At 50.6% G+C, this 20,178-nt stretch carries 19 protein-coding genes; 15 read left to right on the top strand and 4 right to left on the bottom strand.

Going from position 1 to position 20,178, the window contains the following annotated elements:
* Positions 1 to 36 precede the first annotated feature (36 nt).
* Positions 37 to 1,689 (top strand): hypothetical protein, encoded by a 1,653-nt coding sequence (locus IPN95_23265; protein ID MBK9452287.1) that lies wholly within the window; start codon positions 37 to 39, stop codon positions 1,687 to 1,689.
* Between the two features lie 428 nt (positions 1,690 to 2,117).
* Here the strand turns inward: IPN95_23265 and IPN95_23260 are convergent, their stop codons facing one another.
* The 3 genes from IPN95_23260 to gyrA form a co-directional block, all read right to left on the bottom strand.
* Positions 2,118 to 2,522, bottom strand: coding sequence for a hypothetical protein (locus IPN95_23260; GenBank protein ID MBK9452286.1), 405 nt, complete (start codon positions 2,520 to 2,522; stop codon positions 2,118 to 2,120).
* A gap of 210 nt (positions 2,523 to 2,732) precedes the next feature.
* Positions 2,733 to 4,064, bottom strand: a complete 1,332-nt coding sequence (locus IPN95_23255; protein MBK9452285.1) for a hypothetical protein — start codon at positions 4,062 to 4,064, stop codon at positions 2,733 to 2,735.
* Between the two features lie 340 nt (positions 4,065 to 4,404).
* A complete protein-coding gene (gyrA, locus tag IPN95_23250) occupies positions 4,405 to 6,957 on the bottom strand; it encodes a DNA gyrase subunit A (GenBank protein ID MBK9452284.1) in 2,553 nt (850 codons plus the stop codon).
* Positions 6,958 to 7,138: 181 nt separating this feature from the next.
* On the opposite strand from gyrA, the gene IPN95_23245 reads away from it, so the two are divergent.
* Positions 7,139 to 8,368, top strand: a complete 1,230-nt coding sequence (locus IPN95_23245; protein MBK9452283.1) for an ABC transporter permease — start codon at positions 7,139 to 7,141, stop codon at positions 8,366 to 8,368.
* A 119-nt stretch (positions 8,369 to 8,487) separates the two neighbouring features.
* On the opposite strand, the gene IPN95_23240 is transcribed toward IPN95_23245, so the two are convergent.
* Positions 8,488 to 8,739, bottom strand: coding sequence for a hypothetical protein (locus IPN95_23240; protein MBK9452282.1), 252 nt, complete (start codon positions 8,737 to 8,739; stop codon positions 8,488 to 8,490).
* A gap of 31 nt (positions 8,740 to 8,770) precedes the next feature.
* Between IPN95_23240 and IPN95_23235 the strand changes: the two genes are divergently transcribed.
* From IPN95_23235 to IPN95_23175, 13 genes are all read left to right on the top strand, one after another.
* A complete protein-coding gene (locus IPN95_23235; GenBank protein MBK9452281.1) occupies positions 8,771 to 9,223 on the top strand; it encodes a hypothetical protein in 453 nt (150 codons plus the stop codon).
* 183 nt (positions 9,224 to 9,406) lie between these two features.
* Positions 9,407 to 9,859: a hypothetical protein gene (locus tag IPN95_23230; GenBank protein ID MBK9452280.1), complete on the top strand. Its 453-nt coding sequence runs from the start codon at positions 9,407 to 9,409 to the stop codon at positions 9,857 to 9,859.
* Between the two features lie 172 nt (positions 9,860 to 10,031).
* On the top strand, positions 10,032 to 11,144 hold the full coding sequence (locus IPN95_23225) for a hypothetical protein (protein MBK9452279.1): 1,113 nt from the start codon (positions 10,032 to 10,034) through the stop codon (positions 11,142 to 11,144).
* A 25-nt stretch (positions 11,145 to 11,169) separates the two neighbouring features.
* Entirely contained in the window at positions 11,170 to 11,400 is a 231-nt protein-coding gene (locus IPN95_23220) for a T9SS type A sorting domain-containing protein (GenBank protein ID MBK9452278.1), read from the top strand.
* A gap of 147 nt (positions 11,401 to 11,547) precedes the next feature.
* A complete protein-coding gene (locus IPN95_23215) occupies positions 11,548 to 12,507 on the top strand; it encodes a T9SS type A sorting domain-containing protein (GenBank protein ID MBK9452277.1) in 960 nt (319 codons plus the stop codon).
* Positions 12,508 to 12,794: 287 nt separating this feature from the next.
* Positions 12,795 to 14,135, top strand: coding sequence for a 1-acyl-sn-glycerol-3-phosphate acyltransferase (locus IPN95_23210; GenBank protein MBK9452276.1), 1,341 nt, complete (start codon positions 12,795 to 12,797; stop codon positions 14,133 to 14,135).
* Between the two features lie 181 nt (positions 14,136 to 14,316).
* Positions 14,317 to 14,874: a TerD family protein gene (locus IPN95_23205; protein ID MBK9452275.1), complete on the top strand. Its 558-nt coding sequence runs from the start codon at positions 14,317 to 14,319 to the stop codon at positions 14,872 to 14,874.
* Between the two features lie 32 nt (positions 14,875 to 14,906).
* Positions 14,907 to 15,560 (top strand): TerD family protein, encoded by a 654-nt coding sequence (locus IPN95_23200; GenBank protein ID MBK9452274.1) that lies wholly within the window; start codon positions 14,907 to 14,909, stop codon positions 15,558 to 15,560.
* A gap of 18 nt (positions 15,561 to 15,578) precedes the next feature.
* Positions 15,579 to 16,217: a VWA domain-containing protein gene (locus tag IPN95_23195; GenBank protein ID MBK9452273.1), complete on the top strand. Its 639-nt coding sequence runs from the start codon at positions 15,579 to 15,581 to the stop codon at positions 16,215 to 16,217.
* 23 nt (positions 16,218 to 16,240) lie between these two features.
* Positions 16,241 to 16,876, top strand: coding sequence for a VWA domain-containing protein (locus tag IPN95_23190; protein ID MBK9452272.1), 636 nt, complete (start codon positions 16,241 to 16,243; stop codon positions 16,874 to 16,876).
* Positions 16,873 to 17,169, top strand: a complete 297-nt coding sequence (locus tag IPN95_23185) for a hypothetical protein (GenBank protein MBK9452271.1) — start codon at positions 16,873 to 16,875, stop codon at positions 17,167 to 17,169. Before IPN95_23190 ends, IPN95_23185 begins: the two co-directional genes overlap by 4 nt.
* A 28-nt stretch (positions 17,170 to 17,197) precedes the next feature.
* Entirely contained in the window at positions 17,198 to 18,271 is a 1,074-nt protein-coding gene (locus tag IPN95_23180; GenBank protein ID MBK9452270.1) for a VWA domain-containing protein, read from the top strand.
* 11 nt (positions 18,272 to 18,282) lie between these two features.
* Positions 18,283 to 20,178, top strand: a complete 1,896-nt coding sequence (locus IPN95_23175; protein MBK9452269.1) for a protein phosphatase 2C domain-containing protein — start codon at positions 18,283 to 18,285, stop codon at positions 20,176 to 20,178.

Genomic DNA, 20,178 nt, shown 5'->3' with positions numbered 1-20,178 from the left:
GTCATGAATTTTCAGAGAATAATTTGGGCTGCACTAATGTTCGCAATCGGAACAAATGCATTCGCCCAAGATGCCGACCTTCCTTTGCAGCACGAGGCTTATCACTTCATTGATCGCCTTGATATCAAGGGTGTTACAGGCGGAACCGTTCATACAGACCAAAAACCCTATAGCCGGCAAGCCGTTTCTGAAATTTTTGCCGCTGCCGACACCTCGGCTATGAAACCCACTGAACGCGAATGGCTTCGCCTTACGAGACTCTCGGCAGACGATGACTTTGCCAACGCCAACGCCAAAAAGGGGGTTTTGAAGTACTTCTTCAAAAATCAGCGGGATCTGTTTCATTATGCAAACGGTAAAGTAAGGCTATATGCCAACGTGATCGGCCATATTGCCGGAGGTATGGATCAACACAACTATACCCTTGACAACTCCCAAATCGGACTTTTCAATTATAGAAATTCCCGTGGCGTGCAACTGCGGGGCTCCATCTCCAATCGGCTGGGATTCTTTACAGAAGTCTCTGAAAACCAAGCAAAGTTGCCCCAGTTTGTCAGGGGAAGCTATGCCGATCTCGGCGTTTTATATGGTCAGAACTTTGTGAAGACCTTTGATGTAGCCCCCAATACCGGTTTTGACTACTTCACCGCGAGAGGCTATGTCACCTACAGCCCTGGAAAACAATTCCGGCTGAAACTCGGCAAGGACCGCGCATTTCTTGGAAACGGTCATCAGAGCCTCCTGCTCAATGATCAAGCAACAGACTACTTCTTCCTCAACCTCAATACCCGCATTTGGAAACTCGAATACATCAACCACTTCGCCTTGATGACCGATTTCATCAAGGGCAAACCCGACGGCTATGGTACGTTTCCAAAGAAGTATGCCGTGATGCACGAACTGAACTACAAGCCTTGGAAGCAATTTTCCGTTGGTCTCTTCGAATCTGTGGTTTATTCGCCGCATCTGCCGGGCGGAAACCGTGGATTTGAATTGGAATACATGAATCCTATCATTTTTTACCGTTCCGTTGAACAATCATTGGGTTCGCCAGACAATTCAATGCTCGGCCTCCATTGGAAGCTGAATGCGTTGAAGCGATTCCAGCACTACGGTCAATTTTTGCTGGATGACCTTAACTTTCGGAACCGCACCATCGGCCCGGGCTATGTCGGCAATAAATTTGGCTACCAATTCGGAATCAAGTACATCGATGCCTTTTGGCTGCGCGGGCTTGATCTGCAAATGGAATACAACTGGGTAAGGCCCTATACCTATTCCCACTTTAATCCCAGCGCGAGCTATTCGCATTATGGGCAGCCTTTGGGCTATGCCTACGGCGCCAATGCCCACGATGTAAACTTGATTTTGCGTTATCAACCTTTTCCCCGTTGGTCTGCGCTTCTGATGATGAACTCCGTCCTCAAGGGGCGAGACATCAACGGGCTGAACTACGGAGGCGATATTTTCAAACCCTATACCACGAGGGTACAAGACTACAACAACGTTGTCGGGCAAGGCGATCCGCTGAAAATCACCCAATTGTACGGAAGGCTATCTTATCGATTGCTGAGTTTGGATGCTTACGCAGACCTCGAGGGCCGGTATCGGAAGGAAAACAACAACAGCTCGTTGAGCATTCTCGGTTCCTTGCGGATCAATCTTCCCAATCAGATCCAAAAATACTGAGAAGTGAAAAGTGAAAAACTAAAAGTGAAAAGTCCCTTTTGGAGGCTTTTCATGTTCACTTGTCCTGCAAACCGTCTTGAAGATTGGAAAACAAAAAGTGAAAAGTGAAAAACTAAAAGTGAAAAGTCCCTTTTGGAGGCTTTTCATTGTTCACGTGTCCTGCAAACCGTCTTGAAGATTGGAAAACAAAAAGTGAAAAGTGAAAAACTAAAAGTGAAAAGTCCCTTTTGGAGGCTTTTCATTGTTCACGTGTCCTGCAAACCGTCTTGAAGATTGGAAAACAAAAAGTGAAAAGTGATAAGTCCCATTTAGAGGCTTTTCATTGTTCACGTGTCCTGCAAACCGTCTTGAAGAATGGAAAACAAAAAGTGAAAAGTGTCACCGTTTGACTGGTTCCCACTTTTCACTTTTCACTATGAACTTTTCACTTACAGCCCTGATTCGATGTGCTCGATCATGCTTTGCAAGAAAAGAATCGACTTGATGATGTCGTTTTTGTCGGCGTAAGGAATGATGATGTTCAGTGTCTGATCCAAAGTCTCATTGTGCGAACCGCTGCTGGAGTCAAGTTGCTTGATGAAACCATTGTTGTCTTTCGTGTCCGGAATACCCATACCTGCGAGCGATACGGCATCGCCTTTCTGGTTGAACGGGATGTACGGCAACAACATGTTGAGCTTGCTCACTTGTGTCACGTAGATACGCGAGAGCTCAAGTTTGCCCATTTGATCGAGAACGCCGATCGTAAAATGCGTGGTGGGACCCTCGTTTTGCGCCATGGCACTGATTCCCAGCCCAAAAACCAACGCGATCGTTACAAAAAATGCTTTCATGAGTGTTTTTTCTTTTCCAAGAATTGATTCTAGGAGGCAAAATTAGAGGCAGCCCGTCTTAAAAACAAGCAACATTTGCCGATACATCCACCAAATACGTAAGTTTTATGACGGATTTTGTCTGGATTTTTCCAGCAATTCATTCCCCTCTCAAAACAAAAAGGCTCCCCAATCGATTTGGGAAGCCTTTTTGCCAAATTTCTCAGACAATCAACCGCCTTTGCAGGCTTTTTCGATGTCCTTATATTTCTTGTATTCGTCGGTCAATTGAAGGTTGATGGTGAGTTGGAGCAATGCCCTGAGGGTATCGCCGTCACACTTGTCAATCTCATTGGCCTTCTGAAGGTAAGGAAGAGCCTTTTTGAACAATACATCACCTTCAGCTTGTAAGGCCTTGGCCTTTGCTGGATCATCACTGATCTTGTTGGCTTCCGTATAGAGTTCGACGGCCTTGTTCACGTACATGGCGCCCAAGTTGAACCAAGCCATTTGCTTGCTTGGGTCGATCACAGTTGCCTTTTCATAGACCACTGCGGCATCGTCGCTTTTCTTTACTTTCTCCAACAACTGCGCATAGGCAACGTGTAGCACGTAATTTTTGGGTTCCTTGACAATTGCATCCTTGAACTTGTCAATGGCCTGCTGCAATTTCTCAGGGGCATTCAACAGCAAGTCCAATTCAAACTTGCCAAGGTCTTCCATGCCGTCGTTGTACTGCTTTTCTTGTTTGGCAAAATCCTCAGGCTTCATTTCCGCCTTTTTCGCCGTGATTTTGGCCCATTCCTTTTCCATCACAGCCTTGCCTTTTTCGATGGAGGTAAGTGCGGCATCCACACTATGCTGATTGTAGCGCTCGATGATCGCCTTGCGGTAATAGGTATAAGCGATGAACAAGTCAGGGCGAGTATGGGTATTCCCTTCGATCAATTTAGCGGCAGTCGTGAAATCAGCAAGTGCACCAACGGAGTCTGCGAGGCCCAACTTGCCTTGCGCACGCATGTCAAAAGGGAAATAGTCAGTCGCATCGATCTCGATCGAAAGGTTCATCAAATCAACCAAACTTTGATAGGCCTCCTTTTTGGTCTCCGGAGAAGTTCCTTTGTCATAGGTCATATTCAGGGCAGCCAAACCGCTTTGCTTGAAGCCGAAGTTCAGCTTCGCCAATTCAACATCGACCTTTTTACCCCATTTACCGTCATCGGTGGCACGCGCCTTTTTCAAGTCATCGTAAGCACCCATCAGCATGTCTTCCAAGGACTTCGCTTGTTCCTCGGTCGGTGTGGCACCTTTCAAGGCCTGCGCTGTTGCCCCCATTACTTGAATTTTAGCCAAAGCACGGTGGTAATATCCACGTGGCAAATTTTTGGGCTTGAGTACGCCTGGGTCAGAAAGGCCTTCATTCAAAGCATCCAATGCCTTTTTGAAGTCCCCATTTTGAAAATTAATGATGCCTGTTTCAATCTTGGAGTCCCCTGGTTGGGCCCAAGCCAACGTGCCCGTCAAGAGCATCAAAAACATCATCAACAAAACCGATTTTTTCATGATGTAGGATATTTTATCTAAATCTATGTTCTCGAATTCAAATCCAAGTCCCCTCTATCCATTTCAGTGCCAATTTCGCAGTTATTGTTTCAATTGCCAAGAATAACGAAAGATCAACACCACTAAGCTGATGGAATCGGAGCAACTTCGAAGCCAAAGCGGCTAAAAACGAGCCTCCGACCCCTAAAGAACGCCTTGAAAAACAATGTCGGGTGTCACCTCTGGACTTTCTTACGGTGCAACCTTTTCAATTGCTTCGCAAAAAAGCCCAAAGGCATTGACATCCGACATATTTCAATCTATCACGAGCAAGCCCGGAAGGGCCTGACCGTCTATTTTACTATTCAACCGGAGCATCATCGCCACCGTTGACTTCAGGCGCATCGCCTTCAACGGTTGCCTCAGGACCACTGACAACAGCGTCTGCACCTTCGACCAATTCGACTTCCTCCTCCTCGGCCTCCATGACCTTGGTCACGGCTGCAATTTGGTCACCGTCGTTGAGCTTGATCAAGCGCACACCCTGCGTTGCACGGCCTGCCTCCCGGATGTTGCCGAGCGGCGTACGGATCGTGATTCCGTTTTTGGTGATGATCATCAAGTCATTGGTCGTATCGCTCACCGACATGATCGAAATCAGATCACCCGTCTTTTCCGTGATGTTGATCGTCTTGACACCCTTGCCACCACGCTTGGTGCGGCGATAGTCCTCGATGCTGGAACGCTTTCCAAATCCGTTTTCGCTCACAACGAGCAAGGTGGCATTCGGTTCATGGATGATCACCATGCCCACGACAGCATCCTTCTTATGTGCCAAAGTCACACCGCGCACACCGGTCGATGAACGGCCCATGTTGCGGGTTTGATCCTCTGGGAAGCGGATCGCACGGCCTGAACGCAAACCGATCACGACTTCTTCGCCCGGCTTCACCAACTTGGCTTCCAACAACATGTCGTCGTCGTTGATGTTGATGGCGTTGATACCATTGGCACGTGGCCGGGAGTAAGCCTCCAACAAGGTCTTTTTGATCACACCCTGACGGGTACACATGATCACCGACGTATTGTTGAGCGCATCCTCGTTTTTCAAGTCCTGCACCGTAATGAAGGTCTTGATCTTATCGTCCGGATCGATCTGAATCAGGTTCTGGATCGCCCTGCCCTTGCTCTGCTTGCTACCTTCCGGCACTTCATACACACGCAACCAATAGCATTTGCCCTTTTGCGTGAAGAATATGAGGTAATTGTGGGTCCAAGCGGTAAACAAGTGCTCGATGAAGTCGGTATCCTTGGTTCCTGCCGCCTTGGCTCCTCTCCCGCCGCGCTTCTGACTGCGGATTTCGCTGGTCAACGTGCGTTTGATATACCCTTCGTGCGAAACGGTGATGATGACCTCCTCGTTGGGGATCAAATCCTCCATGCTCATGTCGCCTGCGGCATACTCGATGCTCGTGCGGCGCTCATCGCCGTACTTCTCGCGCATCTCGATCAGTTCCGCAGTGATGATTTCCATGCGCAGCGGCTCGCTTGCCAACACCTCTTTATAGTAGTTGATGATTTTCATCAACTCGTTGTACTCCTCGCGGATTTTGTCACGCTCGAGGCCGGTAAGGCGCTGCAGACGCATGTCAAGAATCGCGCGCGATTGGATTTCGCTGAGGCCAAAAGTGGTCATCAGCCCTTCGCGGGCCACATCCGGGCTTTGTGAAGCGCGAATCAGGGCAATCACCTCGTCCAAGTGGTCCAAGGCGATCAACAAACCTTCCAAGATGTGGGCGCGCTTTTCGGCCTCACGCAACAGGAATTCCGTACGACGCACCACCACTTCATGACGGTGGATCACGTAGTATTTGATCTGCTCCTTGAGGTTCAGCGTCATCGGGCGGCCATTGACCAAGGCCACGTTATTGACACCAAACGACTGCTGCAGCGGCGTATACTTATAAAGGTGGTTCAAGACCACATTGGCCATCGCATCGCGCTTGATCTCAAACACGATCCGCATACCGTCGCGGTCGCTTTCGTCTCTCAGGTCTGAAATGCCTTCGAGCTTCTTTTCATTGATGAGTTGGCCGATGCCGACGAGCAAATTTCCCTTGTTGACCTGGTAGGGAATTTCCTCGATGATGATCCATTCACGGCCGTTGGGCTGCTCCTCGATGCGGGCACGTGCACGCACGACCACGCGGCCGCGACCGGTCTCGAATGCACGCATGACACCTTCGTACCCATAAATGATGCCTCCGGTAGGAAAATCGGGCGCAATCACGATTTTGGTCAGCTCGGCGATGGTGATGTCGCGGTTTTCAATGTAGGCGATCGTCGCGGTAATCACCTCCGTGATGTTATGTGGGGCCATATTGGTGGCCATACCCACGGCAATCCCGCTCGCTCCGTTGATGAGCAAGTTGGGAACCTTGGCAGGAAGGACACTTGGCTCCTTTAACGAATCGTCAAAGTTGGGCCTGAAATCGACGGTTTCTTTGTCAATATCGGCCAACATCTCTTCTGCAATGCGGCGAAGGCGTGCTTCTGTATAACGCATCGCTGCGGGTGGATCACCGTCAATCGATCCAAAGTTGCCCTGACCATCGACCAAAGGATAACGCAGACTCCAATCTTGGGCCATACGCACCATGGCATCATACACAGAACTATCGCCGTGTGGGTGATACTTACCCAAAACTTCACCGACGATCCTCGCCGACTTCTTATAAGGCCTGCTTGCGCCCAGACCGAGATCGGTCATTCCGTACAAAACCCTGCGGTGTACCGGTTTGAGTCCGTCGCGGACGTCTGGCAAGGCGCGGGAAACGATCACTGACATCGAATAGTCGATGTAAGCACTCTTCATTTCTTCCTCGATGACCCGCTCTATAATTTTTCCAGCCATTTTCTCAGATTATTCGGTAATTAGACAAGTGAATAACGCGGCAATTTACTCCAATCCCAACCCTTGCACAGTGCAGGGTATCAACATATTTTTGTGGACAATAGCCCGCAAAATTACGCGAATTTCGGGGAATCGGGAAGGTTTTCCACAGACCTTCGCAGATGTGAATCCAAGGACGTAAATGTTACTGCTCCAGAATATCATCGAGGCGTTGCGCGCCATCAAAGGAAACCTGCTCAGGACCGTGCTGACGATGCTGATTATCGCATTTGGGCTCAGCGCATTGATTGGCGTGCTTACATCCATCGACGGGATCAAATTCTGGTTTTCCAACAGCTTCGTCCGCTTAGGCACCAATACCTTCCGCATCGAAAACTACACCTCAACGTTACGCTCCTCACGACAAGGCAACAAAGACAATCTTCACGATCCGATTACTTACTCCCAAGCGACGCAGTTTAAGCAAGCCTACACTTTAGGACCTGTCAGCATCGTCGGAATGGGCAGTTTTGCTGCTGTATGCAAATACCAAAACAAAAGCACACAAGGAAATCTCCAGGTTTTTGGTGCTGACGAAAATTATTCTGCAACAGACAATTACGCAATTGGAAGAGGCAGGAACCTCACAGCCTCCGACGTCAGGCTTGCGCGCAACGTGATCGTTTTGGGGTACGAGGTGCAACGTGTCCTTTTTCCGGCCTCAGATCCTGTTGGGAGGACGGTCTTCATGGACGGAAAAGGGTATGAGGTGATCGGTGTGTTTGAGGAAATCGGTGCGCAAGGAATGGCCGGCGGCGACCGAATTTGCGTGATTCCCAATACCACGCTGCAAAAGGACTTCTACGTTGCCGACCGGAGCTTCAGCTTGCACGTGCTATCTGCAGACATCGACAAGCTCGAGGACAACAGCTATGAAGCGGTGGGACTCATGCGGCGTGTGCGACAGTTGAAGCCGAGCGAGGATGAGGACTTCGGGATCATCAAGATGGAGGCGATTCTCAGCAATTTCATGGAGAATCTGCGTTACCTCACTTGGTCGGCGACCTTGATCGCGTTGATCACACTGCTCAGTGCCTCGATCGGCTTGATGAATATCATGCTGGTCTCCGTGACGGAACGCACAAAGGAAATTGGCCTGCGAAAGGCATTGGGCGCGACCAATGGGCATATCATGTTCCAGTTTTTGACCGAAGCGAGCGTGATCACACAACTGGGAGGGATTCTCGGGATTGGGTTTGGAATCCTCGTCGGCAACATTGTCGGTCTGCTCCTCGGCAGTGGATTTGTCATTCCTTGGAATTGGGTGATCGGTGGTTTTATGATTTGTTTTGTAGTTGGGGTCACAGCAGGCTATTACCCTGCAAGAAAAGCGGCGCGATTGGATCCGATTGAAGCATTGCGGCATGAATAATTGGAATGCTCGCCATAGCGTATGGGTTCCAAAGATCGGTGAGACAACGCTGATCTTGATGCAAACAGCATAACCCGACTGAAACGGAGCGCACCAAGGCGTCAGGTTTAGGGAACCATCTATAACGCTGGCAACAATCGGCAAGGACATCCTTGGGAATCCAACTGCGTGCCGTTGCGCTTGCGGGTTGAGGCACATTCGGAATCTGCACGGTTGAGTTTCGCGCTCTTGCGACGCGCGAAGTAAATAGCCGAGCTGAGACCCTGTTTTTCGACCATTTTACCGGATTCGATTGCAGAACCGACCCATTCGTGAAGGAAAATGGCCGTTCCTGAAAAAAAAGCACCTGATTCAAAATCTACCAAACACATTTGCAGCAGTTCGAAACACCAAAAAAGAGATATGAAAAATTTGAAACTGTTTTCCTTGTTCTTGCTGCTTATCCTTGCCGGATTTGGTGCGAATGCACAAAATGGCAATGTCGTCGTGTCTAGTATCGACATCGAAGATATGGGCAACGGCTCCGGCATGATTGTCGTCAAGCTTTCAGGAAACCTTGCAAGCCAATACACCGGTGGTACATTTACCATCACTGGAGATGCAGTTGCAGGTAGAGCAGCAGGCGGATCTATTGGCGATGGTGGCAGGGTTGTGGTCCAACCGCCAGTACCAGGAAATGGTAATCCCAACGGAAACGAACAAGTACTCCTTGCAGCCGTGTTTCCAATTGGAGCGCCAGTCACCAATGAAAATGACGAGGTGACTTTGACAGTGAGCCTCCGCCGCATTGGCAACGGTCTCGACTATACCTATTCAAGGGTAGGCCGAATCAAAAGAGATCGCACAGGAATCTAAGCCATTTCCGTCAAGGATATGGATTGATCAAAATAGAGAAGAGGGCCGTGGCCCTCTTTTCTTTTCATATCAGCCCTGATATCCGTCCATTCCTGAATTAAAATGTCCATTACTGAAGTGGATGCTTCCCGTTCCCGACCGGTATTGCATCTTTGGTGCAGTTCAAAACACCAAAAAAGAGCTATGAAAAATTTGAAACTATTCTCCTTGTTGCTGCTGCTTATTTTCGCAGGCATCGGCGCCCATGCGCAGAACGGCAACGCCGTTGTTTCTGAAGTGAAACTTTATGACATGGGCAATGGCTCTGGCATCCTGGCGGTTCGCGTATCGGGCAATCTTGCTCACCTTTACAATCGCGGTAGCTTCAGCGCTACTGGTGACCGCGTACCTGGTGGCACTGTTGGTGGCGGTATTGGGTTGTCGTCCCGCGTTGTTGTCGTGCCGCCTTCTCCCGGCAATGGAAATGGTAACAATGGCAACGGAAACGGAAATCAGCCTGTCATCCTTGCTGGCGTCATGCCATTGTCTCCAAGCACTGGCCAACAGAGTGATTTTGTAACCGTCGACCTTCGTGTCGAAGGTGATGGAAGAGTTTTCTGGCACTGGAGTTTCCCAGTAACCACGACCAATCCTTGATCGATCGAAATATTCAAAAAAAGAGGGCCTTGGCCCTCTTTTTTTTTCCATCGTATTGTAGCCACAAACCGTCCATTCATGAATCAAAATGTCCGTTGCTGAACATTAAGATACCCGGACGCAAGCGCACGCTACATTTGATATCAAATTGATAGAAACCACATTTTTTATTATGAAAAAAATATTACTCTTCGTTGCTGCTGCCTTCCTTTTCCAATTTGCAAATGCACAAATTTTTGTGGCAGAAACCGCTACCGGTGCCAACGATGGTACGTCTTGGGCTAATGCTTACACGGATCTCCAAGTTGCGATTCATTTGGCGACTTCAGGAGACACTATTTGGGTTGCCGTTGGCACTTACAAACCATCCATTGATACTTTGGGAGTATTTCCCAATGACGTTGAAAGACGCAGCTTTTGGCTAAAAAACGGGGTGGTGCTTTATGGTGGATTCCTAGGAACCGAAACATCCCTCAGCCAACGAGATCCCGTTTACAACAAGGCCACACTGAATGGCGAGATTACGACCGGCGTATTTGCTGAACATGTCATCAACGTCTATGCGCACATCGACACAACAGCAGTAATGGATGGATTTGTCGTCGAAAATGGATATTCTTCCAATACATCGACTGAAAAAAACGGCTCCGGGATGATCTTGCGCGGTGATGCCTACTTCACCAACATGCTGTTCAGGAACAACACTACCTACAACCAAGGCGGGGCAATTTATGCCGAAGGGAGCAACTCAAGATTTGTTGCTTGCAACTTCACCAACAACAAAACCATACAATATGACGGTGGAGCAGCCAACTTTGTGTATTCCAACATCAAAATGTACAACTGCGTATTTTGGATCAACCAAGCTACCCGATTTGGAGGTGCGATTACCACGGTTGAATCAGATCTTTTGGTACAGAATGGAACCTTTGCGGGCAATATCGGAGGCAGCAACGTGTTCCAATTTTCGACTTCCGGAACGATTTCGCTCAATAACTGCATTTTCACCGACGACAATACTGCACCTGCTGTCCTTGGATCAAGTGGTGCCGTTGCAAATTTTAGAGAATCTTTGATGCCTCAGTCCAACAGTTGGCTGATTTTGTGCCCAACTTGTTGGGCTGGGTCCGCTACCTTCGTCAATTCTGGCGGCGGAGATTTTCAATTGATGCAAGGTTCGATGGGTATTGATGATACTTTGGCCACCACACCCGTCAATCCTTACCTCGACATTATTGGAAATCCAAGATCGATCGGCTATTCGATGGATCCTCGGCGCCTATGAATTTCAAGGAAACGTGTCCATCGAAATGCCACAATCCCAGTTGGACTTGACCGTTTATCCCAACCCGACTTCGGAGTTCTTGATGGTTCAAATCAACGAACCGATCGAAAATATTGCCATCTACAATATGACCGGTCAAAAAGTACTTTCGGCTATGGGAAACAGGATATCGGTGGCATCTCTTACCGCAGGAATGTACCTGATCGAAATCCAAACGGAAGGTGGCAAAGCCGCAACCCGTTTTGTAAAGGAATAATCAATTCTACCAACACCAAGAAACGGGGCATGGCTGCGAGGCTATGTTCCGTTTTCATTCGCTGCGTGTTGGAACATAATATCACATTTGTCCCTTTGCTGATCGCTAGCAGCAAGGGGCATTCTATCAACAATTATCAAAATCCGAATGAAAAAGCATTTACTTTTCCTCGTTTTGCTTGCCTCTTTTTCCAGCCTATTCGCGCAGAACATGGTGGTGGATTACGATTTTAACCCCGCCTTGCGCGACAATACTGTCAACCTCAACCATTTGCATTCTTACGGTTCCGGGTCTGCGTATAACTTCATTCCCTTGGGCTCCACGGGAGTGACCACCGACACTTGCATCGGCTATGTGAGCGGCATCGGTTTGGAGTCAGACAATGCGATCAACAACTCCAACTGGCCCGGAGCAGCCGTTTCCTTCTGGATCATGTCCAACAGCCAAGCAGCGACCTCGACCACAGGTTTTATTGTTCAAGGTGCCTACTTAGGATTTGGTGTCAAGATGGGTAGTGGCAAAATGACCGCCTTTTTTGATGGCACTTCGGCAGGCGCCCTACCGACAAACTTCGAATTTTCATTCAACAATTTGGGATGGCACCATGTCGTGGCGCAAAACAACGGACTTGTCACTTCCGTCTACGTGGACGGAGGACTTGATCGTCAATTTGCAGATACTTTGTACAACGCCTCGGGACCGAATGCCAACGCCAAAATCTACATTGGAACTGCGGTGAGCGACCTTGCACCAGACAAACTCAATGGTCTCTCCGTCGACGAATTGAAAGTGTTTGACAATGCGCTTTCTTTGGGCCAAATTCAGCAATTGATCCAACATCAAGACATTTCCGTGGGCATCGCCGAGGAGAAGTCCATGAATTTCGAAGTTTATCCCAACCCGGCCAACGACTTGCTCAACATCGCTGTCAATGCGCCATTCACGGTCGGAAGCGTGGAGATCCTGAATCAATTGGGACAGGTCGTAGGCCAATATCCACTTTCGGAAACGACCACGACGATCGAGATGCCATCAACCGCCGGATTGTACTACGTCAATGCCACGGTCGACGGGAAACACTTGACCAAGAAGGTTATCCGCCTCTAAATCACAGCACTCGACCTTGAGGACAAAACGATTACAAAATCCCACCGGAATGAAGGCGAAGGATTGAAACCCCTTTCCTCCGACTCCGGACAAGAATTTTCCAACCCCCGACGCATCGGACTTCAGCAGCAATGTTGGAGTCCGTTTGCATTTTGGACCCCGTCAAAAATCAGCTTTGCCCTTTCGCTTCCCGGCCCAACTGCGGCGATTAGCTTCGCTGATTGCTGCGCAGTTCTCCATTTTCCATTTTCCATTCTCCATTATCCATTCCTTCGTATCTTGGTAGAATGATCGTGCTGTACATGATTTTGAGGGTTTGGGTGCGTCTGACGCTGCGGATATTCTACAAAGAATTTACCGTCAATGGCCGTGAACGCCTTCCGCGCAAGGGTCCGATGATCGTGGTGGCCAACCATCCCAATACCTTGATGGACCCGCTGATCGTGGCGAGTTTGTTGCATCAAATGGCCGGATTCATGGGCAATGGTTCGCTGTTTCGGAACAAACCATTGGCCAAGTTGCTGCGCTTTTTCAATGTGATCCCAGTCTATCGGAAGCAAGACATTCGGCCGGGAGAAAACATTGACAATCAGGATAATTTCGAACATGCACGCGCCTACCTGGGCAAAGGCGGGACCTTGCTGATATTCCCCGAAGGTACGAGCTACGCCGAAAAACGCCTGCGCGAACTGCGTACGGGCGCCGCGCGCATTGCCATGAGCTACGAATCCGCCAACAACTTCCAAGGAGGCCTTGTGTTGATGCCCGTCGCTTTGAACTATTCCGCGCCCACCCGCTCACGTACCCGCATCCGCATCGACGTGGGCGAGCCGATTCCGGTCTCCCAATTTGCCGAAATCCATGCCAAGGACAATTTTGAAGCCGTGCGTGCCCTCACCGAAGCCGTGCGCCTGCAAATCGAAAGCCGAATGGTCGTTTTGGAAGATCAGGAGCAGGAAACGCTGTTCTCGCAGGTGACCCGCCTGCTGCGGGAGCAGCTCAAGGAAGACGATGGTCAGCACCGCGGTCACGACGCCCTCCTTGCTGAGCGCCATATCGCCGACAAGCTTCGCGACCTCAAGGCCAAAAACAGCGAATCCTACGCGCAATTGAGACTTCGTTTCCAGCGCTGGTTTGCTATGATGGACAGGCTGCAGATCCGGGAAGGCTTTTTTCGCGAACGGTTTCAGAAACTGAACAGCGGCTGGGTTTGGTTCGCCATACTGCTTTTCCTTGTGCCGACAGCCCCGATTTTTGCTGCAGGCGCCATCACCAATTGGCTTCCCTATTGGTTTCCTGGCTGGATTGCACCCAAAATCAGCGACGAAATCGAATACCATTCGCCGATCATGATGGTGGTCGGCATGTTTCTGTTCCCGATTTGGTACGCCCTGCTCATTTTGGCGGCGTGGCTTGTCGGCCTCTCGGGTTGGTGGCTTGTCGGATTCGGGGTGTCGCTGCCGATTATTGGCATTTTTGCCCTCCTTTATGCGCAGCTTGCCCGTCGCTTTGCCGGGTTGACCAGCCTTTTGCGGATCAAAGGACGCAAACGCAGCATTCTCCAGAATCTGAAGGAACAGCGCGAGCAATTGCTCGACGAATTGGAGGCCTTGCTTGGAATCGGTTGACGTGGAAACTTTTGGCCAAATTGGCTGGTTTCAATCCTTGAATTTTTCTTAATTTTCAGGCCCCGAAGGTCAAAAGGCCGTGATGGTCTGCCTAATCGGCGTGCCTAGGTTGGGCGGATGGCCGGGTTGGGAATTGTTTTCTCGCTATTGTTATTGGCAAATCCTTAATACACAGTTTGTTATGGCAATTAATCTTCAAAAAGGTCAGCGCGTCAATGTAGGATTGAGCAAAGTCGCTGTGGGCTTGGGCTGGGAACCTGCTGTCAGCGGCAAGGAAGCCGACCTCGATGCCTCGGTTTTCATGATCGGCAAAAACGGGAAACTCCCCGAAGACGAGTTTTTTGTGTTTTACAACAACCTTCAATCGCCTGACGGTGCTGTGCAGCATACCGGCGACGTGCAGTCTGCTTCGGGAGATGACGACGGCGAAGACGAGGAAACCTTGATGGTGGACCTCGACAAAGTCGATGCACGCGTCGAGGAACTGATTTTCGTGGTCACGATCCACGACGCCTCCAAGGCAGGACAAAATTTCGGGCAGGTCAAGGATGCCTACATCCGTGTGATCGACCAAGGCACAGGCTCCGAAATGATGAAATATGAGCTCAGCGAAGACTTTTCGGTCGAAACCGCTGTGACCATCGGCCGCTTTTACCGCCGCGACAAGGAATGGCGTTTTGAGGCCATGGGCATGGGCAACCGTGGGGGCTTGGGCGAATACTTGGGCATTTACAATTGATTTTGATCTCACACTCTTCAAAATAGATACACATGGCTATTAATCTCTCAAAAGGGCAGACCATCAATCTTGACAAGAATGTCAATGACTTGTCGATGGTCACGATCGGTTTGGGCTGGAAAGTCCGTCAAAAGAAAAAAGGCTTCTTTGGCAAGATGTTTGGCGCCGAAGAGGCTGAATTTGACTTGGACGCCATGGCGTTCCTGTTGGATGATCAGGACAAGGTCAAAAACTTCGGCTACGAGCGCGACCTCGGCGGCGGCCGTAAGATCGGCTTGGTGGATTCCGACGTGATCTTCTTCAACAACTTGCGCCACCCTTCAGGTAAAATCTGGCACACAGGTGACGACTTGACGGGCGGTACCGGCGGCGACGATGAGCGTATCATCGTGAAGCTCAATGAGCTGCCTGCACAGTACACCAAAATCGTCTTTTTGGTCGTGATCTATCAGGGCCGAACAAAAAATCAACACTTTGGTTTGATTGACAACGCCTTCATCCGCGCGGTGGATGCCAAAGGCAAGGAAATCGCCCGCTATTCACTCAGCGAGGATGCCTCCTACGAAAACCAATGCTCGATGATCTTTGGTGAAGTCTATCGCAAAGACGGAGAATGGAAGTTCCGCGCAACGGGCAATGCCTACTACGCAGACTCTTTCGTCGAAATTTTGAAACAATACGTCTAAGACGTTGGATCCTTTAGAATGAGAAAATTACCGGTTTACCTCCTGCTAGACACTTCGGGGTCGATGTTTGGAGAACCCATAGAAGCGGTCAAAAACGGCGTGCAGACCCTCGTGGCTGCACTCCGTCAAGATCCCTATGCGCTTGAGACGGCTTATCTGAGCGTCATCACCTTTGACAATGGCGCCCGTCAGGTGGTGCCACTCACGGAGTTGGCCAATTTTCAGATGCCGAATATTCAGGCCCAAGGGCAGACTTGCATGGGCGACGCCCTCAAGTTGCTCGCCCAAAAGGTCGATACGGAAGTGGCACGCACCACAGCCGAGGTCAAGGGCGACTGGAAACCGATCGTCTTTATGATGACCGACGGCACGCCGACCGATGATTTGGCAGCAGGTTTGGCCGCGATCCGGTCCAAGAAATTTGGCATGATCATCGCCTGCGCTGCCGGCGCCAATGCCAATGTCGATTCGCTCAGGCAGATCACGGAAAGCATTGTTTCCCTCGATACGGCCGACAGCAGCACGATTTCGGCATTTTTCAAGTGGGTATCGGCTTCGATCTCCACGGGCAGCCAAAAGGTCGAAGCCTCCGGCAAAGAAGTGGCAGGCTTGCAGGAATTGCCTCCGCCCCCACCCGAAATCAACATTGTCGTTTAATTCACCCAATTCGTTCTCTCCCAATGCGGCGACTACCCGTTTACCTGCTCTTGGACACATCCGGCTCCATGCGCGGCGAGCCCATCGAATCTGTCAAGGTCGGCCTCGAATCCATGATTTCGAGTCTGCGGCAGGATCCTTTTGCCTTGGAATCGGTGCATTTAAGCATCATCACATTCGACCGCGATGTCAAGGTGTTGGTACCCCTCACCGAACTCGAAGTCTTTCAATTGCCTGATATACAAGTTCCTGAAAGCGGCCCGACCAATCTGGGCGAAGCCTTGGAGCTGCTGGTGAAGCGTGTCAATTCGGAAGTCATCCGCACGACGGCCGACCGCAAAGGCGACTGGATGCCGTTGTTGTTCATTATGACGGACGGCAGTCCGTCTGACTTGATGACCTTCCGGGAAGCCGTTCCCAAGGTCAAGGCGCTCAATTTCGGGAATATCGTGGCCTGCGCAGCGGGTCCGAAGGCAAAACCCGATTCGCTGAAAGACATCACCGACAACATTGTGAGCCTCGACACGACGGATGCAAATACATTCGGCAGCTTTTTCAAATGGGTTTCCGCTTCGGTCAGTGCCGGCAACAAAAGCTTGGGCACAAGCCAAGAAGCGAGCCTCCCTCCTCCTCCACCTGAAGTCAACGTAGTGATATGAGTCTGTTGTTAATGAAATTCGGCTTTTTTGGCGTTTTGATCAAGCTTGTCGTCGTGGCGGGATTGGTCGGGATGTATGTCTACGCCAAACTTGCCCCGCACAAGGACAAACTCGATGCTAAGCACCGTGGTTGGTTTGATACGGGTGACAAAATCTTCGGTGCCATGGCACGCGGCATCGGCAAAAGCATGAAACCCTACAAAGTCGGCGAAGGGATTTTCCTCGACATGGGGCAATTGGTGCTGTTTTTGATCATCGCCGGGCTTGCCTTGGTGATGATGATGGGCTTGTAAACATTCGAAGGAAGCAAAAATAAAATCCATGAGACGACTCCCGGTATATTTTCTGATCGACGTTTCGGAATCCATGGTCGGAGAACCGATCCAACAGGTGGAAACCGGCTTGGGAATGATCATTCAAGAGCTCAAGCGCGATCCATACGCGTTGGAGACGGTGTACATTTCGGTGATTGCCTTCGCAGGTAAAGCCAAAACGGTCACGCCGATGACAGATGTGATCACGTTTTATCCGCCGAGATTACCCCTTGGTGGTGGAACGGCCTTGGGCGAAGCCTTGAATCACCTGATGCGTGACATGAGCCAAACCTTGGTCAAAACCACCATGGAACGCAAAGGCGACTGGAAACCAATCGTGTTTATCTTCACCGATGGCTCGCCGACTGACAATTTTCAGGCCGCCTTGGATACTTGGAACCGGGACTGGAAAAACAAGGCCCAAGTCGTTGCCGTTTCCTTTGGCACGGGCGCCGATTTGAGCGTGCTCTACCGCTTGACGGACACGGTCATGCTGTTCAAAAATAGCGATGCCAATGCTTACAAGGCATTTTTCAAGTGGATCACGGCTTCGATTCAAGCAAGCAGCCAAAGCGTGAACCTCTATAGCAAGGACGATTTGAACCTTGCTCCCGTGGACAAACATTTTATGGACGAAAAGCCCGGTTCGGCAACCGGTGGTGGCGGAAGCGTTGTGGTCGACCAAAATGTCGCGACCTTCCTTGGGAAGTGCCAAAACACCAAGAAACACTACCTTATTAAGTATGACAAAGCCGGAACCGGCGCCAACAGCGATTGGTTGGGTTCGGCAGGTATCTCGCGCGGCTATCGTTTGAGTGGCGCGTTTCCCGTCGGCGAAGAATATTTTCAACTCACGCAAGAAGGGCAAGGCAATTCCAAAGTCAACAGCGACGAATTGCAAGGGGTTCCCCACTGTCCTTGCTGCGGCAATAGCATCGGGTTGGCCCTTTGCCCTTGCGGCAATATCTTTTGTGTCGACGAGCGCAGCAATACCGCCACCTGTCCTTGGTGCAACGCCAATCTGCGGATGGGCGATGGCGGTGGCAACAGTAGTTTCGACATTTCACGTACACGCGGTTAATTTTCCCTACAATGTTCATTCCCAACCGAGCTGATCAGGAACGCGAAGAAGAAAGGCTTTTCGTTCAAAACGCCCTCCGCGCACGTTTCAAAGGCGATCATCAGCTGTTGTTCAAGGATTTCCCGGCCTTCATGGAGCATCCTGAACTGAAGGCTTTGCTGGTGCGCTATGCGGAATTGCAGGACGCTGTCCATGAGGCATTTCTCGCAGCGGGATTGGGCGCTCCCGAACCGGACATTGCCTTGGAAGCGGCCGATCCGGATTTGGTGTTGGTGGAGGAAGAAATCGTATTGACTGACGATCAGCCCGTTGGATTGGAGGTTGAGGAGGAAAATGCGGAGGCGGATGACTTGAGGGAAGACGAAATCGAAAAGCAGACGATTGACGCTGCGCCGATTGACCTCCCGACGGATGCGTTCGACATTCCGGAGGAGAAAACCGAGGAATTTCCGATTCCGGTGCCGGAAATTGATCCAAGGGTAGATTCGCAAGAAAACCCAGTAGAAGAAACTCATTCGGATCAGCCTGAAAATGAATTGCCTGCCGAGGAAATCAAAGAAGAATCCTTCGAAGAAACCAACACCGAACTCCCCATCGCGGGCGACGGCGACGAACCACCGATTGACAACCCCGGTACAGACGGGGACGCTCCCGAAACAATTGAAGAAAAAGCTCCGGTCGAGCCAACAGTAAAGCCCGTGAAACTCAACCTTCCCAATGGTAAAATGGGTGTCGATTACCTGCAAAAAATCGACATCAGTCCGCTCCACAGGAGCTTGGACCACCTCACGGCTTGGGAAGCAACAGGCTTTGAGCAAGTCGGCCTCACCTTCAATTTTGATGGTGAATTGTCGATCAGCGGTTGCCCCGACAATCACGGCAAGGTCCCTGTGACCATTTTGCTGCGATTTGCTGCCGAAGGTGACTTGCCCGCGCAAGACTATCTGCTCCAAGGCGAAGTCGACATCCTGCCCGATCCGCGCAAAATGTGGAAGGACATCGATCCCGATGCGAGCCTTCCCTATCAAAAGCCGCATCTGAGAGGCGACTTTTTGCACATGTCGGGGCGCACCATGGTCGCCGCAAGCCGCCGCGGACGCTCGCATGCGCACTCGGGAACCTTCCGGGACGACGAGTTTGAATTGGCGGTGAATGAGCCCGAAAGCTGGTACATCATGGCGGTCGCCGATGGTGCCGGTTCGGCCCCCTACTCACGCCGGGGTTCGCAAATTGCCGTCGAAAAAGCCGTTCAAGTCCTGCAAACCAAGCTCGACGAAAAACTGAGCATTGATTTGGAAGCCCTCGCAGGCGCATGGACGCGCGAGCCGAGCGAGCTCCTGCGCGGACAGATCCGCAGCCGCATTTACGAGGCACTGAGCCATGCCGCCTATGCCGGCTACAAAGCAATTTGTGAGGAAGCCGATAGCATCGGTGAAATGCCCAAAGCCTTTCATACGACTTTGATGATCACCATCGTCCGCCAATTTGACTTTGGCTACTTTGTCGGAACTTGGTGGGTGGGCGACGGTGCCGTGGGCGTCTTGCAGCAAGGCAAATACATGAAACTCATGGGCACTCCCGACGGTGGACAATTCGCGGGGCAGACGCGGTTTCTGACCATGCCCGAAATTTGGGCCGACGGTGCCACCGTCATGAAACGCATCGAATTTGATGTCGTCGAGGACTTTACTGCCGTCATTGCGATGACCGACGGCGTAAGCGATCCCAAATTCCATACGGATCACAATATGTTGCAGCAGGAAAATTGGGACAAGCTCTGGGACGAACTCAGCGAGACCGTGACATTTGATCACGACAACCTCGATGCACCCGAGCAAATGCTGGAATGGCTCGATTTCTGGGCCGCCGGCGAACACGATGACCGCACAATTGCCATTTTATTCTAA

Source organism: Bacteroidota bacterium, from assembly GCA_016718825.1.
Lineage (GTDB): Bacteria > Bacteroidota > Bacteroidia > J057 > JADKCL01 > JADKCL01.
This window is presented reverse-complemented; position numbering and strand designations above follow the sequence as displayed.

Excerpts from the sequence above, each read along its gene's own strand:
- IPN95_23265 (MBK9452287.1), top strand. The coding sequence starts at position 37 with ATGTTCGCAATCGGAACAAATGCATTCGCCCAAGATGCCGACCTTCCT.
- IPN95_23260 (MBK9452286.1), bottom strand. The coding sequence starts at position 2,522 with ATGAAAGCATTTTTTGTAACGATCGCGTTGGTTTTTGGGCTGGGAATC.
- IPN95_23255 (MBK9452285.1), bottom strand. The coding sequence starts at position 4,064 with ATGAAAAAATCGGTTTTGTTGATGATGTTTTTGATGCTCTTGACGGGC.
- gyrA (MBK9452284.1), bottom strand. The coding sequence starts at position 6,957 with ATGGCTGGAAAAATTATAGAGCGGGTCATCGAGGAAGAAATGAAGAGT.
- IPN95_23245 (MBK9452283.1), top strand. The coding sequence starts at position 7,139 with ATGTTACTGCTCCAGAATATCATCGAGGCGTTGCGCGCCATCAAAGGA.
- IPN95_23240 (MBK9452282.1), bottom strand. The coding sequence starts at position 8,739 with ATGTGTTTGGTAGATTTTGAATCAGGTGCTTTTTTTTCAGGAACGGCC.
- IPN95_23235 (MBK9452281.1), top strand. The coding sequence starts at position 8,771 with ATGAAAAATTTGAAACTGTTTTCCTTGTTCTTGCTGCTTATCCTTGCC.
- IPN95_23230 (MBK9452280.1), top strand. The coding sequence starts at position 9,407 with ATGAAAAATTTGAAACTATTCTCCTTGTTGCTGCTGCTTATTTTCGCA.
- IPN95_23225 (MBK9452279.1), top strand. The coding sequence starts at position 10,032 with ATGAAAAAAATATTACTCTTCGTTGCTGCTGCCTTCCTTTTCCAATTT.
- IPN95_23220 (MBK9452278.1), top strand. The coding sequence starts at position 11,170 with ATGCCACAATCCCAGTTGGACTTGACCGTTTATCCCAACCCGACTTCG.
- IPN95_23215 (MBK9452277.1), top strand. The coding sequence starts at position 11,548 with ATGAAAAAGCATTTACTTTTCCTCGTTTTGCTTGCCTCTTTTTCCAGC.
- IPN95_23210 (MBK9452276.1), top strand. The coding sequence starts at position 12,795 with ATGATCGTGCTGTACATGATTTTGAGGGTTTGGGTGCGTCTGACGCTG.
- IPN95_23205 (MBK9452275.1), top strand. The coding sequence starts at position 14,317 with ATGGCAATTAATCTTCAAAAAGGTCAGCGCGTCAATGTAGGATTGAGC.
- IPN95_23200 (MBK9452274.1), top strand. The coding sequence starts at position 14,907 with ATGGCTATTAATCTCTCAAAAGGGCAGACCATCAATCTTGACAAGAAT.
- IPN95_23195 (MBK9452273.1), top strand. The coding sequence starts at position 15,579 with ATGAGAAAATTACCGGTTTACCTCCTGCTAGACACTTCGGGGTCGATG.
- IPN95_23190 (MBK9452272.1), top strand. The coding sequence starts at position 16,241 with ATGCGGCGACTACCCGTTTACCTGCTCTTGGACACATCCGGCTCCATG.
- IPN95_23185 (MBK9452271.1), top strand. The coding sequence starts at position 16,873 with ATGAGTCTGTTGTTAATGAAATTCGGCTTTTTTGGCGTTTTGATCAAG.
- IPN95_23180 (MBK9452270.1), top strand. The coding sequence starts at position 17,198 with ATGAGACGACTCCCGGTATATTTTCTGATCGACGTTTCGGAATCCATG.
- IPN95_23175 (MBK9452269.1), top strand. The coding sequence starts at position 18,283 with ATGTTCATTCCCAACCGAGCTGATCAGGAACGCGAAGAAGAAAGGCTT.